At 58.7% G+C, this 22,660-nt stretch carries 20 protein-coding genes; 12 read left to right on the top strand and 8 right to left on the bottom strand.

Going from position 1 to position 22,660, the window contains the following annotated elements:
• Positions 1-24: 24 nt before the first annotated feature.
• On the bottom strand, positions 25-708 hold the full coding sequence (locus AB7813_RS18420) for a GntR family transcriptional regulator (RefSeq protein WP_439083876.1): 684 nt from the start codon (positions 706-708) through the stop codon (positions 25-27).
• Between the two features lie 114 nt (positions 709-822).
• Here AB7813_RS18420 and AB7813_RS18415 point away from each other — a divergent pair, with 114 nt between their 5' ends.
• From AB7813_RS18415 to AB7813_RS18390, 6 genes are read left to right on the top strand one after another with little or no spacing between them, the layout of a single operon-like run.
• Complete coding sequence (locus AB7813_RS18415; protein ID WP_439083877.1) at positions 823-2,046, top strand: ABC transporter substrate-binding protein; 1,224 nt, start codon at positions 823-825, stop codon at positions 2,044-2,046.
• Positions 2,047-2,066: 20 nt separating this feature from the next.
• Positions 2,067-2,927, top strand: a complete 861-nt coding sequence (locus AB7813_RS18410; protein WP_089263519.1) for a branched-chain amino acid ABC transporter permease — start codon at positions 2,067-2,069, stop codon at positions 2,925-2,927.
• A complete protein-coding gene (locus AB7813_RS18405) occupies positions 2,924-3,895 on the top strand; it encodes a branched-chain amino acid ABC transporter permease (protein ID WP_439065276.1) in 972 nt (323 codons plus the stop codon). The genes AB7813_RS18410 and AB7813_RS18405 overlap by 4 nt, the downstream gene beginning before the upstream one ends.
• Positions 3,892-4,617: an ABC transporter ATP-binding protein gene (locus AB7813_RS18400; RefSeq protein ID WP_439065275.1), complete on the top strand. Its 726-nt coding sequence runs from the start codon at positions 3,892-3,894 to the stop codon at positions 4,615-4,617. The genes AB7813_RS18405 and AB7813_RS18400 overlap by 4 nt, the downstream gene beginning before the upstream one ends.
• Positions 4,614-5,336: an ABC transporter ATP-binding protein gene (locus AB7813_RS18395; RefSeq protein WP_441228254.1), complete on the top strand. Its 723-nt coding sequence runs from the start codon at positions 4,614-4,616 to the stop codon at positions 5,334-5,336. Before AB7813_RS18400 ends, AB7813_RS18395 begins: the two co-directional genes overlap by 4 nt.
• A gap of 59 nt (positions 5,337-5,395) precedes the next feature.
• Positions 5,396-5,800: a carboxymuconolactone decarboxylase family protein gene (locus AB7813_RS18390; protein WP_068729678.1), complete on the top strand. Its 405-nt coding sequence runs from the start codon at positions 5,396-5,398 to the stop codon at positions 5,798-5,800.
• A gap of 163 nt (positions 5,801-5,963) precedes the next feature.
• Here AB7813_RS18390 and AB7813_RS18385 read toward each other — a convergent pair whose 3' ends face one another.
• Both AB7813_RS18385 and AB7813_RS18380 read right to left on the bottom strand, forming a co-directional pair.
• Entirely contained in the window at positions 5,964-6,512 is a 549-nt protein-coding gene (locus tag AB7813_RS18385; RefSeq protein ID WP_439065274.1) for a DUF1269 domain-containing protein, read from the bottom strand.
• A gap of 70 nt (positions 6,513-6,582) precedes the next feature.
• The gene (locus tag AB7813_RS18380) at positions 6,583-7,146 is read right to left on the bottom strand and encodes an HdeD family acid-resistance protein (protein WP_439065273.1); all 564 of its coding nucleotides are present in this window, start codon (positions 7,144-7,146) and stop codon (positions 6,583-6,585) included.
• A gap of 1,026 nt (positions 7,147-8,172) precedes the next feature.
• Between AB7813_RS18380 and AB7813_RS18375 the strand changes: the two genes are divergently transcribed.
• Both AB7813_RS18375 and AB7813_RS18370 read left to right on the top strand, forming a co-directional pair.
• Entirely contained in the window at positions 8,173-9,999 is a 1,827-nt protein-coding gene (locus tag AB7813_RS18375) for a metallophosphoesterase family protein (protein ID WP_439065272.1), read from the top strand.
• A 175-nt stretch (positions 10,000-10,174) separates the two neighbouring features.
• Entirely contained in the window at positions 10,175-10,645 is a 471-nt protein-coding gene (locus AB7813_RS18370; RefSeq protein WP_439065271.1) for a DUF992 domain-containing protein, read from the top strand.
• 501 nt (positions 10,646-11,146) lie between these two features.
• Here AB7813_RS18370 and AB7813_RS18365 read toward each other — a convergent pair.
• Positions 11,147-11,542, bottom strand: coding sequence for a hypothetical protein (locus AB7813_RS18365; protein ID WP_439065270.1), 396 nt, complete (start codon positions 11,540-11,542; stop codon positions 11,147-11,149).
• Positions 11,543-12,238: 696 nt separating this feature from the next.
• On the opposite strand from AB7813_RS18365, the gene AB7813_RS18360 reads away from it, so the two are divergent.
• Together AB7813_RS18360 and AB7813_RS18355 are read left to right on the top strand one after the other, a co-directional pair.
• Entirely contained in the window at positions 12,239-12,784 is a 546-nt protein-coding gene (locus tag AB7813_RS18360) for a hypothetical protein (RefSeq protein ID WP_231078828.1), read from the top strand.
• Between the two features lie 108 nt (positions 12,785-12,892).
• Positions 12,893-14,332, top strand: coding sequence for a basic amino acid/polyamine antiporter (locus AB7813_RS18355; RefSeq protein ID WP_439065269.1), 1,440 nt, complete (start codon positions 12,893-12,895; stop codon positions 14,330-14,332).
• Positions 14,333-14,348: 16 nt separating this feature from the next.
• Here the strand turns inward: AB7813_RS18355 and AB7813_RS18350 are convergent, their stop codons facing one another.
• The 4 genes from AB7813_RS18350 to AB7813_RS18335 form a co-directional block, all read right to left on the bottom strand.
• Positions 14,349-15,449, bottom strand: a complete 1,101-nt coding sequence (locus AB7813_RS18350) for an AI-2E family transporter (RefSeq protein ID WP_439065268.1) — start codon at positions 15,447-15,449, stop codon at positions 14,349-14,351.
• A 39-nt stretch (positions 15,450-15,488) separates the two neighbouring features.
• The gene (locus tag AB7813_RS18345; protein ID WP_439089176.1) at positions 15,489-16,124 is read right to left on the bottom strand and encodes a response regulator transcription factor; all 636 of its coding nucleotides are present in this window, start codon (positions 16,122-16,124) and stop codon (positions 15,489-15,491) included.
• Between the two features lie 130 nt (positions 16,125-16,254).
• Positions 16,255-16,884 (bottom strand): response regulator transcription factor, encoded by a 630-nt coding sequence (locus tag AB7813_RS18340; RefSeq protein WP_439065267.1) that lies wholly within the window; start codon positions 16,882-16,884, stop codon positions 16,255-16,257.
• A gap of 121 nt (positions 16,885-17,005) precedes the next feature.
• Positions 17,006-17,803, bottom strand: coding sequence for a sensor histidine kinase (locus tag AB7813_RS18335; RefSeq protein WP_439065266.1), 798 nt, complete (start codon positions 17,801-17,803; stop codon positions 17,006-17,008).
• 526 nt (positions 17,804-18,329) lie between these two features.
• Here AB7813_RS18335 and AB7813_RS18330 point away from each other — a divergent pair.
• A complete protein-coding gene (locus AB7813_RS18330) occupies positions 18,330-19,451 on the top strand; it encodes an efflux RND transporter periplasmic adaptor subunit (protein ID WP_439065924.1) in 1,122 nt (373 codons plus the stop codon).
• Positions 19,448-22,513 carry an efflux RND transporter permease subunit gene (locus AB7813_RS18325; RefSeq protein ID WP_439068659.1) on the top strand — a complete coding sequence of 1,022 codons (3,066 nt, stop codon included), beginning with the start codon at positions 19,448-19,450 and terminating at the stop codon, positions 22,511-22,513. The genes AB7813_RS18330 and AB7813_RS18325 overlap by 4 nt, the downstream gene beginning before the upstream one ends.
• Positions 22,514-22,660 lie beyond the last annotated feature (147 nt).

The following is a 22,660-nucleotide window of genomic DNA, read 5'->3' as shown; positions in this document are numbered from 1 at the left end:
TGGCGCGGCAGGTGATCGCGCTGGTCAGGGATTGTCGCGCCGCAACGCTTCCAGCGCTATCGCGGCGGCATTCTTGATGTGCTGGACGCAAGCCTGCTCGGCGCCATCTTCGTCGCCGGCCTCGATCGCGACAAGGATGGTCTCGATTTCGGCAAGACTGCGGCCGATGCGATTGGACTGGGTCATCGACGTCATGCGCAGCACCGTGACGCGGTTCAGCAGCATCTTCAGAAAGCGTTCGACGAAAACATTGCCGCAGCCTTCGAGCAGCGCAGCATAGAATTCAGTCTTGGCGGCCAACAGGTCGCTGCGGTCTTCCTGACCGGCTACCGCGCCCATCTGGACGAACTGTTTGCGCAATCGTTCGATGATCACCGGATCGCGCAGCCGTGCACATTCACGGCCGGCATAGCCCTCTAGCAGCGCGCGCAAATCATAGAGCTGCTCGGCTTCCTCGACGCTGATGGTGCTGACGATGGGGCCGCGATGCGGGATCGTGGTGACGAGGCCCTCTGCCTCCAGTTGCCGGAGCGCCTCGCGGATCGAGGTGCGGCCGACGCCGACCTGCTCGCACAGTTCACGCTCGATCAGCCGCTGGCCAGGCTTGAACAGCCCGCTACCGATTGCAGAGCGTAGTCGGTTTTCAACCAGCAGTCGCAGGCTGGTCGATTCCCGCGAGACATTCAGTTCCGATTCGATCTTTGCCATGCGTCAAGTTGACCGCCTATCAGACAATCTGTCAAGCAGCTTGACCGCTCGTCTGTTTTATGTCGAATTGGCGATGAAGCCGCAAAGGCCGTTCTGCATTCGGAGAAAACGCCCATGTCCAAGACAACCTCCCATCGTGGTGGCCTGAGCCGACGTTCGCTGCTCGCCGGAACCGCGTCTCTGCTGGCCAGCCCGATGGTGCTGTCGCCCGCCCGTGCGCAGGCGAAGCCGGTCAATATCGGCGTGATCATGCCGCTGTCGGGTGCCAATGCGCAGTTCGGCATCAATTCGCGCAACGGCATCGAATTGGTGGCCGACGAGATCAACGCAGCCGGCGGCATCAAGGCGCTCGGCGGTGCCAAGATCAATCTGATCGTGGCGGACGCGACCTCGACACCGACCACCGCGGGCACCGTCGCGCAGCGCCTCATCACCCAGAACGAGGTGACGGCGATCCTCGGCGCATTCGCATCATCGCTGACCATTGCGATTTCGGAAGTCACGGAACGCCGTGACATTCCGCTGCTCACGATGTCTTTCGCCGACCAGATCACCGGTCGCGGCTTCAAGAACATCTTCCAGATCGTCGCTAAGGCCTCTGCGCTCGGCAAGGCGCAGCTCGACTACACGCTGGCGATTGCGCAAGCATCCGGCGCCAGGATCGACAAGATCGCGATCATGTATGAAGACACCGCCTATGGCACTGCGCAGGCGGCTGGCCTTCGTGCCGCTGCCAAGGCAGCCAATATCGACATCGCGATGGACGATGCCTATCCGCTGGGAATCACCGACACCACGCCGTTGATCAACAAGCTGCGTGCGTCCGGTGCCCAGGCCGTCTTCCCGGTGTCCTATCTCAATGACAGCCTGCTGCTGATCCGCACCATGCGCCAGCAGCGCATCACGATTCCGGCCATCGGTGGCGCGGCCGGCTATGTTATTCCGGATTTCGAGAAAGGCCTCGGCGAATTCGCGGAGAATGTGCTCTCGATCGCGCCAGCCAATTACGATCTCGCGCCGGATCTCACCGAGCGTTTCCGCAAGCGCTTCGGCTATTTCATGGTGCATGAGGCGCTGGAACACGCCGTCGCGCTCGACGTGCTGGTGCAGGCGATCGAGAAGGCGAAGTCGGCCAAGGCCGAGGACGTCACCATGGCGCTGCGCGGCGCGAAGTTCACCGGCGGCTGGACCAAGGCGATGACCGGCGGCGCCGTCGAATTCGACAGCACTGGCCTCAATATCCTGTCGGTTCCCGTCATGGCGCAATGGCGCAACAAGGAGCTCGTCACGGTCTGGCCGAAGGATGTCGCCAAGGGCACGGCGGTCTGGAAGTCCTGACGAACTGAAGAAAGATCGCAGTGTCATTTCTACAAGCAATAATCGACGGGTTGTTGGTTGGTGGCGTTTACGCCGTCATCTCCATCGGCCTGACGCTGGTCTATGGTGTCATGGGCATCGTGAATTTCGCGCAGGCGGAATTCCTGATGATCGGCATGTTCGTGTCCTGGTTCGCCTGGGCCTATCTCGGCCTTGATCCGGTGCTGGCCGCGCCGCTGTCCTTCGCGGTGGCGTTCGGCATCGGCTGGCTGGTGCAGGGGCAGTTGATTGCGCGCGTGTTGAAGGCACCGTCGGTAGCGCAGATCTTCCTCACCGTCGGACTCTTGATCGTCATCGAGAACGGATCGCTGTTGCTGTTCGGCTCGCAGTTTCGTTCGGTGACCACGTCCTACCAGACCATGTCGCTGTCGCTCGGCGCGCTGTTCATCAGCGTGCCGTATCTGATCGCCTTCGGCATGTCGCTGGCTTGCGGCCTTGCCCTGTGGTGGTTCATGCGCACGAGCTGGTTCGGCCGCGCCATGCGTGCCACTGCGCAGAATCCCATGGCTGCACAGTTGATGGGGATCGATACGGCATTGATGTACAAGATCGCATTCGCGCTTGGCGTCGGCCTCACGGCCTTCGGCGGCGCGGTGATCCTGCCTTACGTCACCGTATTCCCCGGGGTCGGTGGCCAGTTCGTCGTGCTGATGTTCACCGTCGTTGTGCTCGGCGGTCTCGGCAGCGTTGCGGGAGCGGTGGTCGGCGGATTGGCTGTGGGCGTCATTCAGGCATTGTCGTCGCTGTTTTTCCCGATCCAGTTGCAGAACCTCATTCTGTTCATCGTCTTTATTTTCGTGCTCGCGGTAAGGCCGCAAGGCCTTGTGGGAGCATCCCGATGAAACGCTGGATCGCGATTCTGGCTGTGATCGCCATTGCGGCTGTGTTGCCGCTGCTGCTCAGCCCGACCGGATACTGGATCCGCGTGCTCACCTTTACGCTGCTATTCGCGGCGATGGCACAGGTCTGGAACATCATCGGCGGTCTGGCCAATCAGACATCGCTCGGCCATGCGGCCTTCTTCGGCATCGGCGCCTATACATCCACCATCCTGGTGCTGAAATTCGGCATCAGCCCGTGGATCGGCATGTTCGCGGGCGGCCTCCTCGGTGGCATCGCCGCGCTGATCATTGCCGTTCCGACCATGCGACTGCAGGGGCATTACTTCGCCTTGGCCACACTGGCGTTCGGCGAAGTGATGCGCGTCATCGCCAATGTCTGGTCGTCGCTCACAGGCGGGCCGGTCGGTCTGTCGGTGCCGTTCGTGCCGCCCAGCATCGCTGCCTATTCCTTCAAGCAGCTATTGCCGCATGCCTATATCGCGCTCATCGCTTTGATCGTTGTGACCTTCATTTTTGAGGCGATCCGGCGCAGCGCGATGGGCTATCGGCTACGCGCCATCAAGGAAAATCCGGCTGCTGCGGAAGTGATCGGCATCGACACCACCAAGGTGAAGCTGCAGACCGCTGTTATCTCGGGCGTGCTGATGGCCATGCTGGGCACGCTCTATGCGCAGGTCGCGGTGTTCTTCGATCCGGATACGGTGTTCAGCGCCGCCTCCATCTCCATTCGCGTCGCGTTGATCGCCATTCTGGGCGGCGTCGGTACGGCGATCGGTCCGATCCTCGGCGCATTGTTCATCATCCCCGTGGAGGAGCTGATGAACGATCTATTCTCGTCGGGCGCGGCGGGCCTGTCGCAACTGATCTTTGGCGTCATCCTGATCGCCGTCATTCTGTGGCGTCCACGGGGCTTTATCACGGTGTTCGACTCGTTGATGGCACGCTTCTCGAAGAAGGCACGCTCATGACCATTCTCGATGTGCGTGGCATCTCGCGTCGTTTCGGCGGCCTTCAGGCGCTGTCAGACGTGACGTTCTCGGTGCCGAAGGGTCAGATCGTCGGCCTGATCGGCCCGAATGGCGCCGGCAAGACGACGTTCTTCAGTACACTGGTCGGCCTCATTCGCCCGGACAGCGGCTCCATTCAACTCGACGGCACCAGTGTGGTCGGCCAGAAGCCGCACAAGGTCGCGGCGCTTGGCATGACCAAGACGTTCCAGAACGTGGCGCTGTTTGCCGAAAGTTCGGTGCTCGACAACGTGCTCACCGCGGGCCTGTTGCGCCACGATGTGGAGACCGCGCGCAAGGAGGCATTGATCTGCCTCGACCGCGTCGGGCTCAAATCCGTTGCTCACAAGCTTGCCGGCAATCTCTCGTTTCCCGAGCGTGCGCGCGTCGAACTGGCACGCGCATTGTGCACTGGCCCCAAAGTGCTGCTACTCGATGAGGTGATGGCCGCACTCAATCCGGTCGAGATGCACGAGATCATGGATCTGATCCGCTCGCTGCGCGACGACGGCATCACGCTGCTGGTTGTCGAGCATCATATGCGCGCAATCATGACGATCTGCGATCGCATCCTGGTGCTGAACTTCGGCCGCCTTCTAGCCGATGGTACGCCGGAGCAGGTTGCGAACGATCCGGTGGTGGTGGAAGCCTATCTCGGCCGTTCGATGGAGGCCCACAAATGAGTGCGTCTCAGCCATTGCTCGAGATCAAGGGTCTCAATGCCGGTTACGGCGAGATCGAAGTCCTGCACGGCATCGATCTGCAGATGTTCGAAGGCGAGTTCGTCTGCATCATCGGCGCCAATACCGCCGGCAAGAGCACGATCCTGCGCGCGATCTCGCGCCTGGTGCCGCATGTCACCGGCACGTTGCGTTTTGCCGGCAATGATCTGTCAAGCCGTGCCTCGCATGACATCCCCACGCTGGGCATCGCGCATGTTCCCGAAGGGCGCCATGTGTTTACGGATATGATGGTGGAAGAAAACCTGATGCTCGGCGCCTTTACGGCGCGGCATGCCAAGGATCTGTCGTCGCGTATGGAAGGCATCTTCGAGCTGTTCCCGCGTTTGCGCGAGCGGCGCGGTCAACTGGCAGGCACGCTTTCTGGTGGCGAACAGCAGATGGTCGCTGTCGGGCGCGCGCTGATGCTGCAGCCAAAGCTGCTGCTGCTCGATGAGCCGAGCCACGGTCTGGCGCCGAAGGTCGTCGAAGAGATGCACGATGCCTTCACCAAGATCCACAGCCGTGGAACGTCGATCCTGCTGGTGGAGCAGAATGTCGGACTGGCGCTCGACGTCGCGACACGCGGCTATGTGCTGGAAAGCGGTCGCATCGCACTGCAGGGCGCGTCTGCAGAATTGAATGAAAATCCTGCCGTTCGCGCGGCCTATCTCGGCATATGATCGAGGCAGACGGGCGAACGACGTCAAACCCTGGCAATCGCAAATAGAAGGAAGAAAATATGAGCTACGATCAGACGATCACCCTTGGCGGAATGTTCGACATCGGTCTTGCCGCACGGCGCGAAGTGCTGGGCGCGGCCTATGTCGACAAGTCGATGCAGTCGACCAATGATTTCATGATGTCGTTCCAGCACATCACCACCGAATGGTGCTGGGGCTACGCCTGGAATCGTCCGGGCCTCGATCGCAAGACCCGCAGCATGTTGAACCTCGCAATGCTGACGGCGCTGAACCGCGCGCCGGAAATCAAGCTGCACACGCGCGGCGCAATCACCAATGGCGTCACGGTCGACGAGATCAAGGAAGTGTTGCTGCACGCCACGGTCTATTGCGGTATCCCGGCCGGCCTCGATGCGTTCAAGGCCGCGAATGAAGTGCTCAAAGAGATGGGTAAGGTGGAGTAGGTCGCCGGCCTGACAACGACACCTCAAACGCAAATTCAACAGTCCGCTTGATCTGCGCAAGATCAGGCGGACTTCGTTATTCGCGGCGATGATACGCACAAGAGCAATTGGCGCAGATATCTACGCCGGACGCTTCTGTTGTACCCATGCCAGTCCCGCAAACTCAGGCAGCGGGCTTGGATGCCGTGGTCGTGGATGCCGCTGGTGCTTGAGCCTGGGGCTCGGTTGTGGCCTTGGCGAGCGCGTTCCTGAGCGCCTGCTCCTTGGCATCGTCCAGGGACGTCTTCAGCACAGTGCCGCCGGCGTCCTGGATTTCCTTGAGCACCTTGTCTGCAGTGATGCTCTTGATGAGAACGAACAGCGCCGCATTTCCCGGCTGAAGGTTTGCCGATAGCTCCTTCATGAAGTCGTCATTGATGCCGTAATCCGTCAGTGCGCCGCCCAATGCACCGGATGCGGCGCCCAGTGCTACGCCGAGAAGGGGATTCAGGAACAGCACGCCGATCAATAATCCCCAGAAGCTGCCGGAGGCCGCGCCGGCCATGGTGGTATTCATCAGCTGGTTCAGCTTCACGGGGCCGGCTTCGGTTTTCACCGCGATAACGGCATCGCTGATCGTGATCAGATATTCCTTCTGCAGCTTGAACAGACGCTGCCGCACCTCTTCGGCTTTTGCCTCGGATGGATAGATGATCGCAACGAGATCTGACATTTCCAATCCTCCTGACTAAGAGATTTCTATTCCGCCACGTGGTCTGCGTCGTTGATGGTTCCTTCTGCGGCTATGCTGCCTTGGTTCTCAGCTGCCATGCGTAAGCGAGCCACGCCAGACCGTGAGAGATCATGTCGACGGCCAGCAGAGAGCCGAGGACCCACAGGCCTGTCCTGGGAAAACCTGTCAGAATAACCAGACCTGCCAGAACGCCGAACAGTCCTGAAGCCAGCATGATCCAGCCCCCTTTGCTCCAGCGGCTAAATCCGAGCAGCGCGCGAATGACGCCGGAAACCAGCAGCAATATACCGAGGACATAGGTGAGGATGATTGCGCTGGCGACGGGCTGTTGCACCAGAACGATGCCGAATGCGATGTAGAGAATGGCGAGCAGGATCTGCCACAGAAATCCTCCCCATCCCTTGGTCCAGAACGCATGGATCATTTCGAACACGCCAGCGGCAATGGCCGTCCAGCCGATGAACAGCGTGCTGATGACAGTGGCGAGAACGACGTCGCCGAGGATCAGGAGCCCGGCCAAAATCAGAACGATGCCAAGCAGTACGCATATCCAGAACGGCGGTGAAGACAAGCCGCTGACGCTTACCGAGGAACTATTGCCATACGTCGTCATCTTGTCCTCCCGCTCCTGCGCTGCTTTTGCGCTATGATTTGAGGCCGCCCGTGTCACCGCGCATGCGCTTCACACCATCAGCGCCAAGCGCAGACGCGGCGACCATGGCGCCACCAACACACACGGCGACGACGTCGCCACGATCGATGCGGGTGGTGAAGGACCCTGCGTGGCGGCCGGCCCGCCACAACCACCTGGGCGTTTTCGGTGAGGGGCTCCAACTTGTTGGCAAGGTCTTTCTGCAGCGGGATTGGCGCGGCCTTGGCAGTCGTCAGAAAGACGCTCGTGCCAAGCCCCGTGGCGACCGCGCTGAACAGAAGGCCCTGCAAGAGGTTTCGCCGATCCATCGCTTCCATAGAACTTCTCCTTTCAAGAATAGAAAAGGAACGTCAGGGATATAAGGAGGCACCGGAATTGCACGGCAGAGCCGATAATCGTAGCGACTCCGAATGGCGACGGCATCGCAAGATCAACGGTGAGGCGCGGACGTGCATGGGCGCGCAAATGGCGGTCGCGAATGATAGTTCACCCATGAAAGCTGTTGTGAAGCGGCGATGGGTTTCAGGCGCCAGCCCTTGAACAGTCTCCGACCAGGTCGATTGCCCAGTCGGGACATCAGGCCGTTCAGCCTGTGTTGCGATCGATTGCGAGTCCATGGGACTCCGTTCCGGCTTTTTATCAGCCTGATTTTTGATATCGCACGGGGCGAATGGATATTACCAAAGGCGCAGTCCGTCAATCAGAACGGGAAGATGCGCTCGATATGGGTATGCCTCGCTGTCTCAATTTTCAGAAGTCTTGAACCGCCTAATTAGATCTGCATGCCGCAACATGTTCGAGAAATTGAGTGATATTTTCAGTGACCTGTCTCTATTTGCCGCGCTCATCTCTCGCCATGCTTCGGTAATTACATCATGCGAGCGGTGATGTTGCATCGGGTCAAACCCTGACGCGTGCGGATGTCGTCGAAGATATGATAGCGTTACTCTCGTGACAGGATTGTGCCTGTTCACAAGAGGCGGTGCCATGAAGAGAGGGGATGCGGGAGACGACGAGCCAACGAAGGAGTGGAACAGGGAAACGATCGACCCGCGTAGGGGCGATATCGAGGACGATGCCGCCAGCCCTGAACAGCGAACTCTGCTCTCGATGGCCGGGAGCCTGCTTGTTGAAGTCAGTCTGCCGAAGCTCCTGTTTGCCTGGACAGTATCGTTGTTACTGCCGGCGGTGTCGTTGGGTCTCGCGGCATTGGTTGCTTCTGCCTGGCTCTCAACTCTGTCGGACAAGGTTCTCGTCCTGACCGAGATCGGCGCGCTGCTGGTGGCAATCGGGATTGTCGCGCTGGGGTGGATCGGCTGGAAGCCTCTGTTTCGGTTCGCCGAGGTCAACTTCTGGTCTCTTAACGCGCTTGCCATCCAGCCTGGATATGTTCTCGGCCGCGAGGGCTTGCAGCATCTGACGGAGAAGATGCTGGGGAGACATCTGACCGTGCGTGGAAGAGCGCGCTTGCGCGCGGTGAATTCGGCCGCGGCAGGAATCGCCATCTCCATCTGCGCTGTAGCGGTTGCGATGTGGGCGTGGCCAGCCTCGCGCTGGACAGGAAGCCTCGAAGATTTTGGTGTTCCTCATCGTTTGATCATTCCGACGCTGGCAAATGCCGCAGTCCTGATATGCGGCTACCTTGCCGGCGCATCGCTTGTCTGGGGCCTGGCCGATGCCCGTATGGCGCAGCCGGTGGATATTGTCGCGTTCGATGCAGCGCCGGCGCATGCCAGGATCTGGCGCGTGGCTCATTTGTCGGATCTCCATGTGGTCGGCGAACGATACGGTTTCCGCATTGAAAGCGGGCGCGCCGGGCCGCAGGGGAATGAGCGTCTTGAGCAAGTGCTGGCGCGGCTGGCCGCCATTCACGCCGTTGATCCGCTCGACCATGTACTGATCAGCGGCGATATGACCGATGCCGGACGGGCGACCGAATGGGCGGAGTTTCTGGACGTCCTGTCACACTATCCGGACCTCGTCGCGCGCACCTTCGTGCTGCCCGGAAATCACGACATCAATATCGTGGACCGGGCGAATCCGGCACGGCTGGATCTCCCGTTCAGTCCGGGCAAACGGTTGAGACAGGTCCGCACGCTTTCGACCATCGCTGCCATTCAGGGCGATCGTACTTTTGTTGTGAAAGACGCGAAAGGTCATACAACGACACTGACCGACGCGTTGGCGCCGTATCGCCGTCAGATGGCCGACTTCGCGGACCTCGGTGGCCTGCAGCGCGCAGCCCGGTTGCGTGGGGTCTTCGATGATTTGTATCCGATGGTGGTTCCGCCTCTGGAGGAGAATGGACTCGGCATAGCGCTGCTCAATTCCAATGCTGAAACACATTTCTCCTTCACCAATGCACTTGGCCTCGTCTCGATCGAGCAGACCCGCCGGCTGGAGGCCTTTATCGCTCAGTTCCCGAAAGCGCGTTGGATAATCGGATTGCACCATCACCTGATGGAGTATCCGATGCCAGTGACTGCGTTCGCTGAACGCATCGGCACGGCGGTGATCAACGGCAGCTGGTTTGTACGTCGGCTGAAGGCCTTTGCTGATCGGGCCGTCGTCATGCACGGGCATCGCCATATCGACTGGATCGGCACCTTTGGTTCGTTGAAGGTCATTTCGGCTCCGTCACCGGTCATGGCCGCTGCTGATGTGGCCTGCACGCGCTTCTATATTCACAGGCTTGCGGCCGGGCCGGGTGAGCAGCTTTGCTTGCTTGAGCCGGAGCGGATCGATGTGCTGGCGGGCGCGAGTGACCGAGCGGATGCGGCGGAGGATACGACCGCCAGATCATCGATCGCGTAATGCTATCACTCGCAATCGTCGGCAGAAATGGCTCGACCAGGAAAGCGCGCCGAGCCGCATCGCGTCGTAACTATTCGAATCGAAATCGAGTCAGCTTGTGAGTTGTGCCTGACGTGGCGATCTTGCGGCGCTGAATAGCCACTGCCATATTCTCGCGCAGAAAGTGGAGGCTCCCATGATCAAGAAGGCCCTGCTTGGACTTTTCGGCGCATCCCTTTTGCTCTGCGTTTCATCGCTGCCGGCTTTCTCTGCCGCATTCAGGGCAGGAACGCTGACATGTATGAGCAATCCCCGGATTGGCCTAATTATCGGCTCGCGTCAGACGCTGCGATGCGTGTTCAGGATACGAAATGCGTCACGGCAGTACATCTATGAGGGAACGGTGCGCCGCATCGGCCTGGATCTCGGGGTGACTCCGTCGAGCGCGCTGGTCTGGCGGGTCTTCGCCCGGAACTCACAGGTCGGCCGGGGTACGCTCCGTGGAAATTACGTCGGCGCGAGTGGCAGCGTTGCGTTTGGCCCGGGTCTGGGCGCGAATGTTCTGATCGGGGGATCTCGCAGGACCGTGATGCTCCAGCCACTGTCGCTTGAGCGCCAGATCGGTGTGAGCCTTGCCGCGGGAATAGCGACGCTGACGTTACGCTAGTGGTGGTGCCCGCTAGCTTGATAGTCCCGTGAAACCAGGCCAACGAGATCACGCGATGCAGGATCGTGGGCGCCTGCCTTGGAAACCGCTATTTTAATCCTATCACTCGACTGATTTTTGTTGCCGGCGCAGCCGCAATTGTCGCTCGCTCGGAGGTCGCGGCATGGCGTGCAAGCGTGGTCGCCCTCTGCGGTGCAGTGTCTGTCCTTGAGGTTGTCGCGGTTGTTCTATGTTGAGCGGGGACGCTGGTGTCTTCAGACGGTTGGTGCGGACATCGTCCCGAATTGCTTCAGAATCCAGCCTTTGACCACGCTCGACGGAGTCGCGAGGGTCTGCAGTCGCGGAGAACGCAGCGCACAAGAAAATCATCCCTGAACCTGCCGCAGCAATAAAGCGCTTCATGATATCTCCTGTTGAGGATCGCTCCGAACGGAGACTCTTAAATGAGAAAGCCGCGCATCTCCATGCGGCCTAACGCAGCTTCCTGGTTTGTCGGATCCGCTAATCGTCGCTTAGCCCAAGGCGCCGGCGGGCCGCTTCGATGTCCGATGTATCTTCGTCCGATGTGTCTGCGTGATCGGCAACCGGATCGCCTGGCGAGGCGGGCCGTGAAGACGCCGTTCGCTCAGATCGACGCGTATCCGTCCGGAGCGACCAGAAAGCCATGGCAAGGCCGATCACGAAGACCACAACCAAAATCAGAAAGAGCGCCGATTGCTTGATCCAGGAGATCGCGGGAACTGCCAGAGCCATTGAGAGGCCGAGAAAGCCCATTTGCAGCGACATAAGGTTCAGGCCGGCGAGAAAAGTGCCAAGCGCTAGCAACATCAAAAGCACGAGACTCGTCGCAGGCGCAGGCAGAAGCTGTTGAACGCCTGCCAGCAGCATGATGTTCATCGTAACAAACCGCGATCCAGTGAAGCGCTTGCGTCCATACCAGTCGAACCCGAGCCTGCCTGTCGTCGCGCTCGGTCCATTCGGTTACGACGCTTACAACGCCAATTGCGAGGGCAAGGAACTCCCAGTAGCCAATGAGTGGTTTGCCTGAAAAATTCGTATAGGCCACGCCCGCAATTGCAAGCGCGAGAATGGCAAGAAAGGGTAGCTGCCTGAGGACGATGCTTCTCGTTCTGAAGTGAAGGTCTTCAGTATGCCGACCCGGTGGCAGATCCAGTTCACTCATCGAAGATCCAGTCGTAATCCCGTCTATTGCCGCGAATTCCAAACGTCGCGTCCTCCGTGAAAAAGCTAGCCTAGGCTTCTGCGAGCCGATGCGATATCGGATGATCACCTTAGGGGACCTAGGGGATTTCCCGATGAGTTCGCAGGTATCAATTTGTTTCCGGTCTGGCTGAGGCGTTGCTTGACGCAACAAACGCGGGCGCAATCGGCGTTCCCTAATCTGGATCCTGCATCTCGCCCTAGGGGAAACACCTGATTGTACTGGTGGCAGCGTCAATGATCTGCTGGGATTTCTCGGCTCGTCGGACATTCCCTGCGACCGCCGCGCCAGCACGCTGTGTTGCTCGAAGACGATCGAGAAAGGCTATGAGAAACCGTTCGACCGAAGGGGCACAAGTCGGGCGAATAGAAATGAAGCTTCGCAAGGTATCGCAGCTCTTCGATACGCTCGATCCGTCTCCGTTCCGCGAGACTGATCTCGCGCTACAGGCTGAGGATTATATCGTTGATCGCGCGCTGGAGTTTTCCGACCGTGTCCCAATTGAAATCGTCATCTATCTGCCGCCTGACGAACTGCGGAAAACGCATGTATCCGATATCGCAGCCGCGGTCAGATACTATTTTGGCCTTCGAAGCCAGGCCGTCTCACGTGAACTGAGCGAGTTGTTCAAGACCGGCCGGCTGTCACTCGTCGTCGGAATGGTGATCCTTTTCATTTGCCTCTTGCTCGGCTGGGTCTTCGCTCAGCGAATGACGGAGGGACCGTTTTCAAGGGTTCTGTCAGAGAGCTTTCTTATTCTGGGCTGGGTTGCGATCTGGAAGCCTTCGGAAATCTTTCTTTACGCCTGGCCACCCGTTGCAGCTCGCAGAAAACTCTTTGACCGGCTTTCCAGGGCGGCTGTTCTGCTCGATGAGGACGACACCGTGTTGTCGACTGCAGAAGGTGCAAACGGATAGCCGGAACGATCTCGGAGGGACCCGGAAACGGTGCCTTCCTATTGCTGCGCCAATGTTGGTCCTTCTTCATTCGACCGATCGTCTTCGAGCGTCAGGTTCAATAGAAAAATGGGAACATCATCCAATTCATCCGATCAGAAGCTCTCGCGCGGCGCGTTGATTGCGCTCGTGGTCGGCTCGATGGTCGGCTCCGGGATCTTTGCTTTGCCATCGGCATTCGGTCGCGCCACGGGCGGTCTCGGCGCCCTGATTGCCTGGTGCATCGCCGGCACCGGAATGCTGATGCTCGCTTTTGTCTTTCAGACGCTGTCCCGGCGTCGGCCCGATCTCGATACGGGCATTTTCGCCTATGCTGAAGCTGGCTTCGGCGACTATGCCGGCTTTGCATCTGCGGCCGGTTACTGGATCGGATGCTGCCTTGCCGATGTTGCGTGTCTTGTGCTGATCAAAGCGACATTGGGGCAGTTCTTTCCGGTGTTTGGCGATGGCACCACGCCCGTTGCGATCGTGGGCGCTTCGTTGCTGCTCTGGAGCGTTCACTTCCTTATCCTCCGGGGCATCAAGGAAGCTGCCGCACTCAATACGATTGCGACATTCGCGAAGATGATACCGATACTCCTTTTCATCGTCGTTGCCGCTTTTGCGTTCAAGGCCGACGTCTTCGCGCTCAATTTCTGGGGCGGTGAGGAGCCGAGCTTTGCCAGTGTGTCGAGCCAGGTTCGCAACACGATGCTCGTCACCGTATTCGTGTTCGTGGGAATCGAAGGAGCAAGCGTCTACTCGCGCTATGCAAGGGACCGCAATGATGTTGGGATCGCGACGGTTCTGGGTTTTCTCGGTGTGCTCGCTTTGCTTGTCCTGGTCACCATGCTGTCCTATGGAATTCTGCTCCGCCCAGAGCTGAGCGCGCTCGCGACGCCGTCGATGGCGGGCGTATTGGAAGCGATCGTTGGGCCTTGGGGCAAGGTATTCATCAGCATCGGCCTGCTGATCTCCGTGCTTGGAAACTATCTGTCCTGGTCATTGCTTGCCGCCGAGGTTCTCCATTCCGCGGCTGTCAATGGCACGATGCCGCGCTTCCTCACGCGCGAGAACGTCAACAAGGTACCCGCAGGGGCGCTGTGGCTTACCAACTGCCTTATTCAGCTTTTCCTGCTCGTCACCTATTTTGCTGAATATGCCTTCACGCTGGCATTGAAGATGACGAGTTCAATGACGCTCATCCCCTATCTGTTCGTCGCTGCATACGGACTTAAACTCGCATGGACCGGGGAAACATATCAGACAGAGCCGCGTAGCCGCGCCATCGACTGGGCGCGCGGTGCGCTTGCCACGATTTACGCGGCTGTGATGATTTACGCAGGCGGTCCCACCTTCCTGCTGCTTTCGGCGCTTCTCTATGCGCCGGTCACGATCCTGTTCGTGATCGCGCGGCGGGAACAGAAAGCAACGGTCTTTGCGTCTCCCGAGGGAATCTTGTTCGGAGCGATCGTCGTGGCAGCTGCCGCTGGCCTCTACAATCTTGCGATGGGCAATATTTCCATCTAGTCGGAGTTTCCCGCCTCTACCTAAGGTCAGGACCGTCGTTCAGGTTATCTCCCAGGCAGTCCTCCACATAGAGTCGAAGAACGGCGACGCGCCCGATCGCGAATAGCGGCATCGCAAGCGCAATTCCCAGAACGCCGAACAGAGAGCCGAGCAGGACGATGGCGACCAGCGTCCATGCGGGGGGCAGTTCCACCGCGCGCCGCTGAATGAGCGGGCCGATCACATAGCCCTCGATGGATTGAATAACGGTGTAAATCCCGATGGCCCAGATCACCATCGAGGGACCAAGCGGCATTGCCACCAATCCCACGGGGATACTGGCCAATATCGGCCCGAGATAAGGCACGAAGTTCGACAGGCCGGCCTGCAGGCCGAGCAGAAAGGCGCTTGGAAGCCCGAGCAAATAGAGCGCCAGCCACACGCAGGCGGTCATCAGGACGATCCGGATCAGTTGTCCCATGAGCCATGAGCGCAGCACGGCGCCCATTTCATCCAGAACAGAACGCATGCGCTCGCGCGAGGAGGGCTTGACCAACAATACGACGCCGTCGCGATAGGCCTGCGGATCGAGCGAAAAGAGAAGGCCAAGAAATATGATGACGAGCGTATTGGCAAGAAAGCTCGAGGCAGTCCCGACGGCCGATTGAGCGTGGCCAAAGAGCTTGTCGTGATCGGGAAACCAACGGGAGAAGTCGCGCCCTCCGTCCGGGCCGAACAGATCCACGCCAAAAGCCAGCAGACGTTGTTGCAGGATATCCAGTTGAGCGTCCATGACGCGCATCAGGATCCGGGCCTGCTCGGGGATTTTTCCAATCCCCCATATTGTCCCCAGCACGACCACTGCAGTCAGGATGACGATCACGATGGCTAGCCGCCACGCGCGCGCGATCGGAATGTATCGACCAAGCGACCGAGCGCAGGCATCGAGAAGCGATGCAAGCAGGATCGCCGCAAATATGATGAGAAGGCTGGACGACGCGCGCCATGCGAGGAAGATGCCGCTGGCAACACCCAGAATAACGAGTGCTCCCCCGAGGGTCAGCCGCCGGCCGGCATTCGCTCCTGCCGTCGGAAGATCCCCACTTCGAACGTCCTTGGCTAGGATGGCTTGATCCACTCTCGGCTCAGGCATGGTCCCCCACATTTCCTATGGCAGCTAGGGTCCAATCAGTTTCATGCGAATTGCATACCGGACCAGTTCGGCAGTGGAGGAAACTCCAAGTTTGCGCATGGCGGATGCGCGGTGGGCTTCGACAGTTTTCACGCTGAGATTCAGTACCGTGCTGACGGACTTGTTGGTGTGTCCTTCGGCGATCAGCTGAACGACGTTTTGCTCGCGTAACGACAGCAGGACTTTCGATTTGTCCTTCTTGCTGGCCAGGTAGTCGTGAAGCAATTTTTCCACGACCACACCGGTGAAGTAAGGCCGGTGATTGAGTAATGCGTCGATCGCTGCAATGAGATGATGTCGCGCATCTGACTTTAACAAGAAGCCTCGTACCCCTGCCAGGAGGGATTCGGTGAGGATTTCATTGCTTTCGTGCATTGTCAGGATGAGCACCTCCGTCCGCGGGTAATGCAACTTGATCTGACGGCTCACCTCCAGACCATTCAGGACGGGCATGGAATAGTCGACAATTGCTATATCGGGCTTCAACTCCCTGATCATGGCGACCGCAGCCCTGCCATCGCTCGCTTCGCCGCTCACAGCCCAGTCCGCACGGCTTTCGACGATCGCGCGCAATCCGGATCGCACGACTTCATGATCGTCTGCAATCAAGATCTGCTTCACAGTGCCGTTCCCATTCGTTGGAACCACTGGCCATATCCAATTGACGAAAGCAGCTCGCTAGAACGACCGCCTCGAATGATATGCGTCACGGCTGCCAAATCCGTGAAGGCCGTCGACCATGTTTGCGCAATCACGCTTCTACTAGATTGTTTCGTACGGCGTACCGAACCAGACCTGCAGTCGATTTTACGTTGAGCTTGCGCATCGCCGCAGCTCGGTGGGTCTCGGTCGTCTTGATACTCAAATTCAAAGTCTCGCTTACACGCTTGTTGCTGTAACCCTCGGCAACCAGTTTAACGATTGTCTTCTCGCGCGGCGAAAGCGATCGGCTTGTGCCAATATTTCCGTCGGATGATCCGACCATTGTGCCGCAAGTCTCGCCGGCATGAAACGATCTGTGATGCATCAGTGATTCAACGGCTGCCAGGAGCATTCTGTTGGCATCGGATTTTCGCAGGAATGCGCGAACGCCAACTTGAGATGCCTGTAGCTCAAGCGCGATCGAGTCGTGCATCGTGAAGATAAGCACCTCTGTTGGAAGTTTGTACTCCTTCATCCGCCTCGCAACTTCGAGGCCGGTCATGAATGGCATCGAGTAATCAACGATAGCGACATCCGGCTGCTTCTCGATGGCGCAAGCAACGGCTTCTTTACCATCGCGAGCCTCGCCAACGACCTCCCATCCGGGACGTCGTTCCAGTATTGCACGAATTCCAGCCCGCACCGCGTCATGATCATCGGCTATCATAATCTGCTTCATGGTCCTCGGTACTCCGATGTCATTTCCTTACAGGCGGCAAAATACTTTCATCGAGAAGATCCAGCCCCTGGAGTTCGTTGCCCTCGCTGAGCGTCAGATTGTTGAATCCGTTAGCTGACCTTTAGCCATGCGACGGTCGGATCTTCGTCGATCCTCGGTCGCCCTGGTGGATACCCGCTGGTTTGTTTCCTTTGCGCGAGATGGCTCGTGGAATAGTCGCGTACACTGTGGTCCCGCTCCATGCCGCTGTGGATGACGAGTGGATCTCAAATGTGCCTCCCATCTGATCCAGTCTCGTTCTCATGGCCGGAATTCCAACACCAAGCGGCACTGCCTTATGGCGATCTCTCGCCTGAGAAATCGGCATTCCGCAGCCGTTATCGCTGATCCGAAGCGTGACGTTGATGTCTGTGGCCTTGATCGAGATAGTCACCTGCGTCGCTTTCGCGTGCCTGAAGACGTTCGCGAGGGCTTCCTGGATAACTCTCAGCAATGAGCGCTGCGTTTCGTTAGGCAATGTATCGACCGCAGCATCGATCTTGAGACGCGTTTCCAGCGATGTCCGCGATGAAAGCCCCACCACAAACTCCTCGATCGCCGACTTCAATCCGCCGTCGAGCAAATTCTGGGGATGCAGGAGGTAGGTGAAAGCCCTGATTTCCCTAAGAGCCTCACAGATCGACGCGTCGATCTCATCACAAATTTTTATGGCGCTGCCGATGCCAGCAACGGCGCACCTCATTCGCATCATATTCAAACTTGCGGCCAGCAGATGCTGGCAAGTCGAATCGTGAAGGTCTGATGCAATCCGCTGCTGCATATCTTCTTGCAGCGCCAAAAGCTGGATACCAAGGCCTGATTTGCCAAGTTTCGATTTTGTTCGTGCACTAGCGGTGCCGTTGAAAGTGTCGTGAACCACGATCTTTTCCCGAACGTGAATTCGACACGAGTCGTCTACGTGAGCCTTGTGGGCCATCATGTAGTCCGATGCATCTTGGATCGAGTGGCGAGTAACCACTAAGGTTAAATGCCATCGTTCTCTTGCGCGAAGTTATCCTTACTAAATACCCTTGATTGAATCGGCGTCAAGTAAGATGTCGCCAGATCGTCCAATGTGCGACTGACTGTACTCAGTCTCGAAATATACGAAGTAACAATAGAAGTAATTTCAGTTAATTGCCGCGTTTGCTTTGCACAAGGAACCTTGTCGTCTTCAACAGGGCGCATGAATCCCGCTACGGTTTGAGAGCGTCCAGCAGCGCGTCAGAGAATCGTTGGTGCGATCAGTAGTTTCCCCGATACCGGGTAGATATCCGCACCCCCAGAATAGTTTGAGTCATAGAAGAATTGGCGGGCAGGCGATCACGCAGGCAAAAGCCAGCTATCTGCTTTTGCGAGGTGGTCAGCGAATCTGGTGTGCAATTTTGCTCAGCGAGGGTTTCTTCATGCCTGCGTATGCGCGTCATGCCTACCTATGTCGAGTTACACGATATCGGACGATTATAATTATTCTAACAATTGTGCCGGCGTTTCTGCTGACGGCGTGCGGCAGAGAGTCTGATGAAGCCGCTCCTGTCGTGCGGCCCGTGCGTACGGTCACTGTTGCGAAGAGCATTGCGGGCGCGCCGCTTTCATTCACCGGCCGTATCGAAGCGGAAGACGAGGTGGCGCTGGCATTTCGTATCTCGGGTCGGCTGATCGAAAACAACGGGAAGACCGGAGATTGGGTGCAGCCCGGTCAGGTCATCGGGCGGCTTGAATCTCAGAATGAGTTGAACACGTTGCGCCAGGCCCAGGCGGCAGTCGCGGCCGCGCAGGGGCAACTGACCCAGGCACGCAACCATTTCGATCGTCAGCAGACACTGCTTGCACAGGGCTGGACCACCCGCGTCAACTACGACCAGGCAACGCAGGCGCAACAAACCGCTCAATCGCAGGTCGATGCCGCCGAGGCCCAGCTCAAGACGGCACATGATCTGGTGAGCTTTACCGAGCTGAAGGTAGATGCACCGGGCGTCATAACCGCTGTCGGACCTGGCGCCGGAGAAGTTGTTCAGGCCGGGCAAATGATTCTCAGGCTGGCGCGGCAAGATGGCCGCGACGCAGTCTTTGACGTACCGGCTCAATTTTTTCGATCGGCACCGAGCGATCCGCAAATAACCGTCAGCCTGACCGACGATCCCGCGGTGACGGCTCACGGTCGTGTCCGTGAGGTCGGCGCCCAGGCCGATCCCGTCACGCGCACCTTTGAAATCAAGGTTGGCCTGACGGATCCGCCGGCGGCCATGCGGCTTGGCGCGACCGTCGTGGGGCGCATGGAAATGGATGCCGTCCCCATGATCGAGATCCCGGCATCGGCATTGACGAGGGCCAATCAACAGCCCGCAGTCTGGATTGTCGATCCCGCGAGTCGCACGGTTTCGATCCGAAACGTGGACGTCTTGCGCTTCGAGCAAGCGCAGGTCGTGGTGTCTCAGGGACTCGACACGGGGGAGGTCATCGTGACCGCGGGTGTGCAGGCGCTGCACCCCGGCCAGAAAATACGTCTTCTTGGGTCAGAGCAATGACCGGCTTCAACCTCTCGGAATGGGCACTTAAGCACCGTTCCCTGGTGGTTTATGTCATGATTGTTGCCGTTATCTTCGGTGTCCTGTCCTACTTGCGCCTCGGTCGCAGCGAGGACCCGTCATTCATCATCAAGACGATGATCGTTCAGGCGGCATGGCCCGGAGCAACGGTTGAGGAGACCGTCAAACAGGTCACCGAGCGGCTCGAGCGCAAGCTGCAGGAAACACCGCATCTGGACTTCCTGCGCAGTTTCACGCGGGCAGGCGTCACCACAATCTTCGTCAACCTGCAGGGGAACGCGAACGCCAAACAAGTCTCCGACACCTGGTATCAGGTCCGCAAGAACATTGGTGACATCCGCCATACGCTGCCGGCAGGGGTGGTCGGACCCGGGTTTAACGATGATTTCGGCGATACGTTCGGAATTATCTATGGCTTCACGAGCGACGGTTTCACGCACCGCGCGCTTCGCGACTATGTGGAAGACGTCCGCTCGAAGCTTCTCCTAGTCCCCGACGTATCGAAGATCGAGTTGCTGGGAGCTCAGGACGAGCGGATCTTCGTTGAATTTTCGATGAAGGAACTGGCAAGCCTTGGCATCGACCGCACCGCACTGCTGTCCGCTCTCCAGACGCAAAATATCATAAGGCCGGCTGGCACGATTCAAACGGGCGACGAGACACTATCGCTTCGGGTATCGGGTGCATTTCAGTCCGAGCAGGATGTCGCTGACATCAATTTTGTCGCCGGCGGCCGCATGATCCGCTTGAGCGACATCGCCCGGATTACGCGCGGCTATTCCGATCCGCCGCAGCCTTTGTTTCGCGTCAATGGCGAGCCGGCCATCGGCCTGGCCATCTCGATGCGGGACGGTGGAGACATTCTCGCGCTCGGCAAGAGTCTCAAGCGGGCGATGGCTGCGATCACGGCGGATCTGCCGATTGGCATTGAACCGAAGCTCATTGCCGACCAGGCTGTCACGGTCGAGAGCGCTATCTCCGAATTCATGATGTCATTGCTGCAGGCAATTGCCATCATTCTCGTGGTGAGTTTTATCAGCCTTGGCGTGCGCCCGGGCCTGATCATTGCGCTGTCCATACCGCTGACACTCGCCATCGTGTTCCCGATCATGAAGCTTGCCGGAATCGACATGCAGCGCATATCGCTCGGCGCGCTCATTATCGCGCTCGCGCTCCTCGTCGATGATGCAATGACCACCACGGATGCCACCCTGAACCGGCTGGCTGAAGGCGACGACAAGGTTCAGGCTGCCAGCTTTGCCTTTCGCACCTACGCGTTCGCCATGCTGGCGGGAACACTGGTGACCATCGCGGGCTTCGTGCCTGTCGGCTTTGCCGCGAGTTCTGCGGGAGAATACACGTTCTCCCTCTTTGCCGTTGTCAGTATCGCGCTGATCGTCTCATGGTTCGTTGCCGTGATCTTCGCGCCGCTGATGGGCGTTGTCATCCTCAAGCCGCCGAAGGAACGCAAGACAGACGCCCCCGGCAGGGTTTTCAGGTGGTATCGCGGCTTCCTGATATTCGCCATGCGGGCGAAATGGCTGACCATCGCGCTCTCGCTGGTTCTTTTCGTCGGCTCGTTTCTTCTTCTCCCGTTCATCCCCCGGCAATTCTTTCCGTCGTCCGATCGTCCGGAATTGCTCGTCGATATCAGCCTGCCGCAGAATGCATCCATCTATGCCAGCCAGACAGCCGCACAGAAATTCGATGCCGCCCTGAAGGGCGACCCGGACGTTGCGCGCTGGAGCACCTATGTGGGCCGCGGTGCCATCCGGTTCTACCTTCCGCTCAATGTTCAGCTGCCCAATGATTTTTTTACCCAGTCGGTGGTCGTCGCAAAGGATGTCGCAGCGCGTGAACGTATCCGCGCAAAGCTGGAGACGCTTCTGGCCGATGATTTTCCCAATGCGATTACACGGGTCTCGCCTCTTGAGCTTGGGCCGCCGGTGGGCTGGCCCGTCCAATATCGCGTCAGTGGTCCTGACGCAGGCATGGTGCGCGAAATTGCGTTCAAGCTTGCGCAAGTCATCGCCGCCAATCCCAAGGCGAATGGCGTCAATTTCGACTGGATCGAGCCGGCAAGGCAGGTACGTATTCGGGTCAATCAGGACAAGGCCCGGTTGCTCGGGCTGAGTTCTCAAGCCCTGGCAGGCGTGCTGAATACGGTCATCTCAGGCACCACGGTCACCCAGGTTCGCGATGATATCTATTTGATCGATATCGTTGCGCGCGCGGTCGATGACCAGCGCGTCTCGTTGCCCAACTTGCGCAATTTGCAAGTTCCGCTGCCAGGCGGGCAGACGGTTTCGCTCAGCCAGTTTGCAACTTTCGAATACGAGCAGGAATATCCCCTGATCTGGCGGCGTGATCGTGTCCCGACCCTCACGGTGCAGACGGATATCACTGCCGGTGCAATTCCGGAATCCGTCGTCAACTCGCTGACGCCGGCCGTTGCCGCGTTGTCGAAGACCATTCCAGCATCCTACAGGATCGTGGTTGGGGGCACGGTCGAAGAAAGTCAGAAATCGCAAGCGTCGGTCATCGCCGTTGTGCCGGTGATGCTACTGATCATGTTTACGGTCCTCATGATCCAGCTCCAGAGCTTTCAGCGGCTGTTTCTCGTCCTGAGCGTCGCGCCCCTTGGGCTCATCGGCGTGGTCGCCGCCCTTCTGCTGTCGGGCCGTCCGCTCGGTTTCGTCGCGATTCTGGGGATTCTCGCACTGCTCGGCATGATCACGAAAAATGCGGTGATCCTGATCGGTCAGATCGACGCCGAACGCGATGAAGGGAAAAGCGTGTGGGACGCCGCGCTGGATGCCTCGAGTTCTCGTTTTCGCCCGATCATGCTGACGGCCGTGTCGACCGTGCTCGGCATGATACCGATCGCTCCGACGGTGTTCTGGGGCCCGATGGCCTTTGCGATCATGGGTGGGCTGTTGGTTGCGACGGTTCTCACTCTGATCTTTCTGCCCACATTGTATGTGGCATGGTTCGGGGGAAAAGAGAGGGCGCCGGGGCCGCTCCGATCGGCGCAAGCATAGTCAGATCGTATCTGTTTCACGCCGGACGCTTCGGCACTTAGGGTAACTCCCGGTCTTCAACCTAGGGCATCACCCGATATCGTGGTGCGTCCCGAATGTGCTCTTCTTTCCAGTAGTTGATGTTGGAAGGGGACGCCGGTGCAGGAC

This window comes from Tardiphaga sp. 20_F10_N6_6, from assembly GCF_052076045.1.
In the GTDB taxonomy this organism is placed as follows: domain Bacteria; phylum Pseudomonadota; class Alphaproteobacteria; order Rhizobiales; family Xanthobacteraceae; genus Tardiphaga; species Tardiphaga robiniae.
This window is presented reverse-complemented; position numbering and strand designations above follow the sequence as displayed.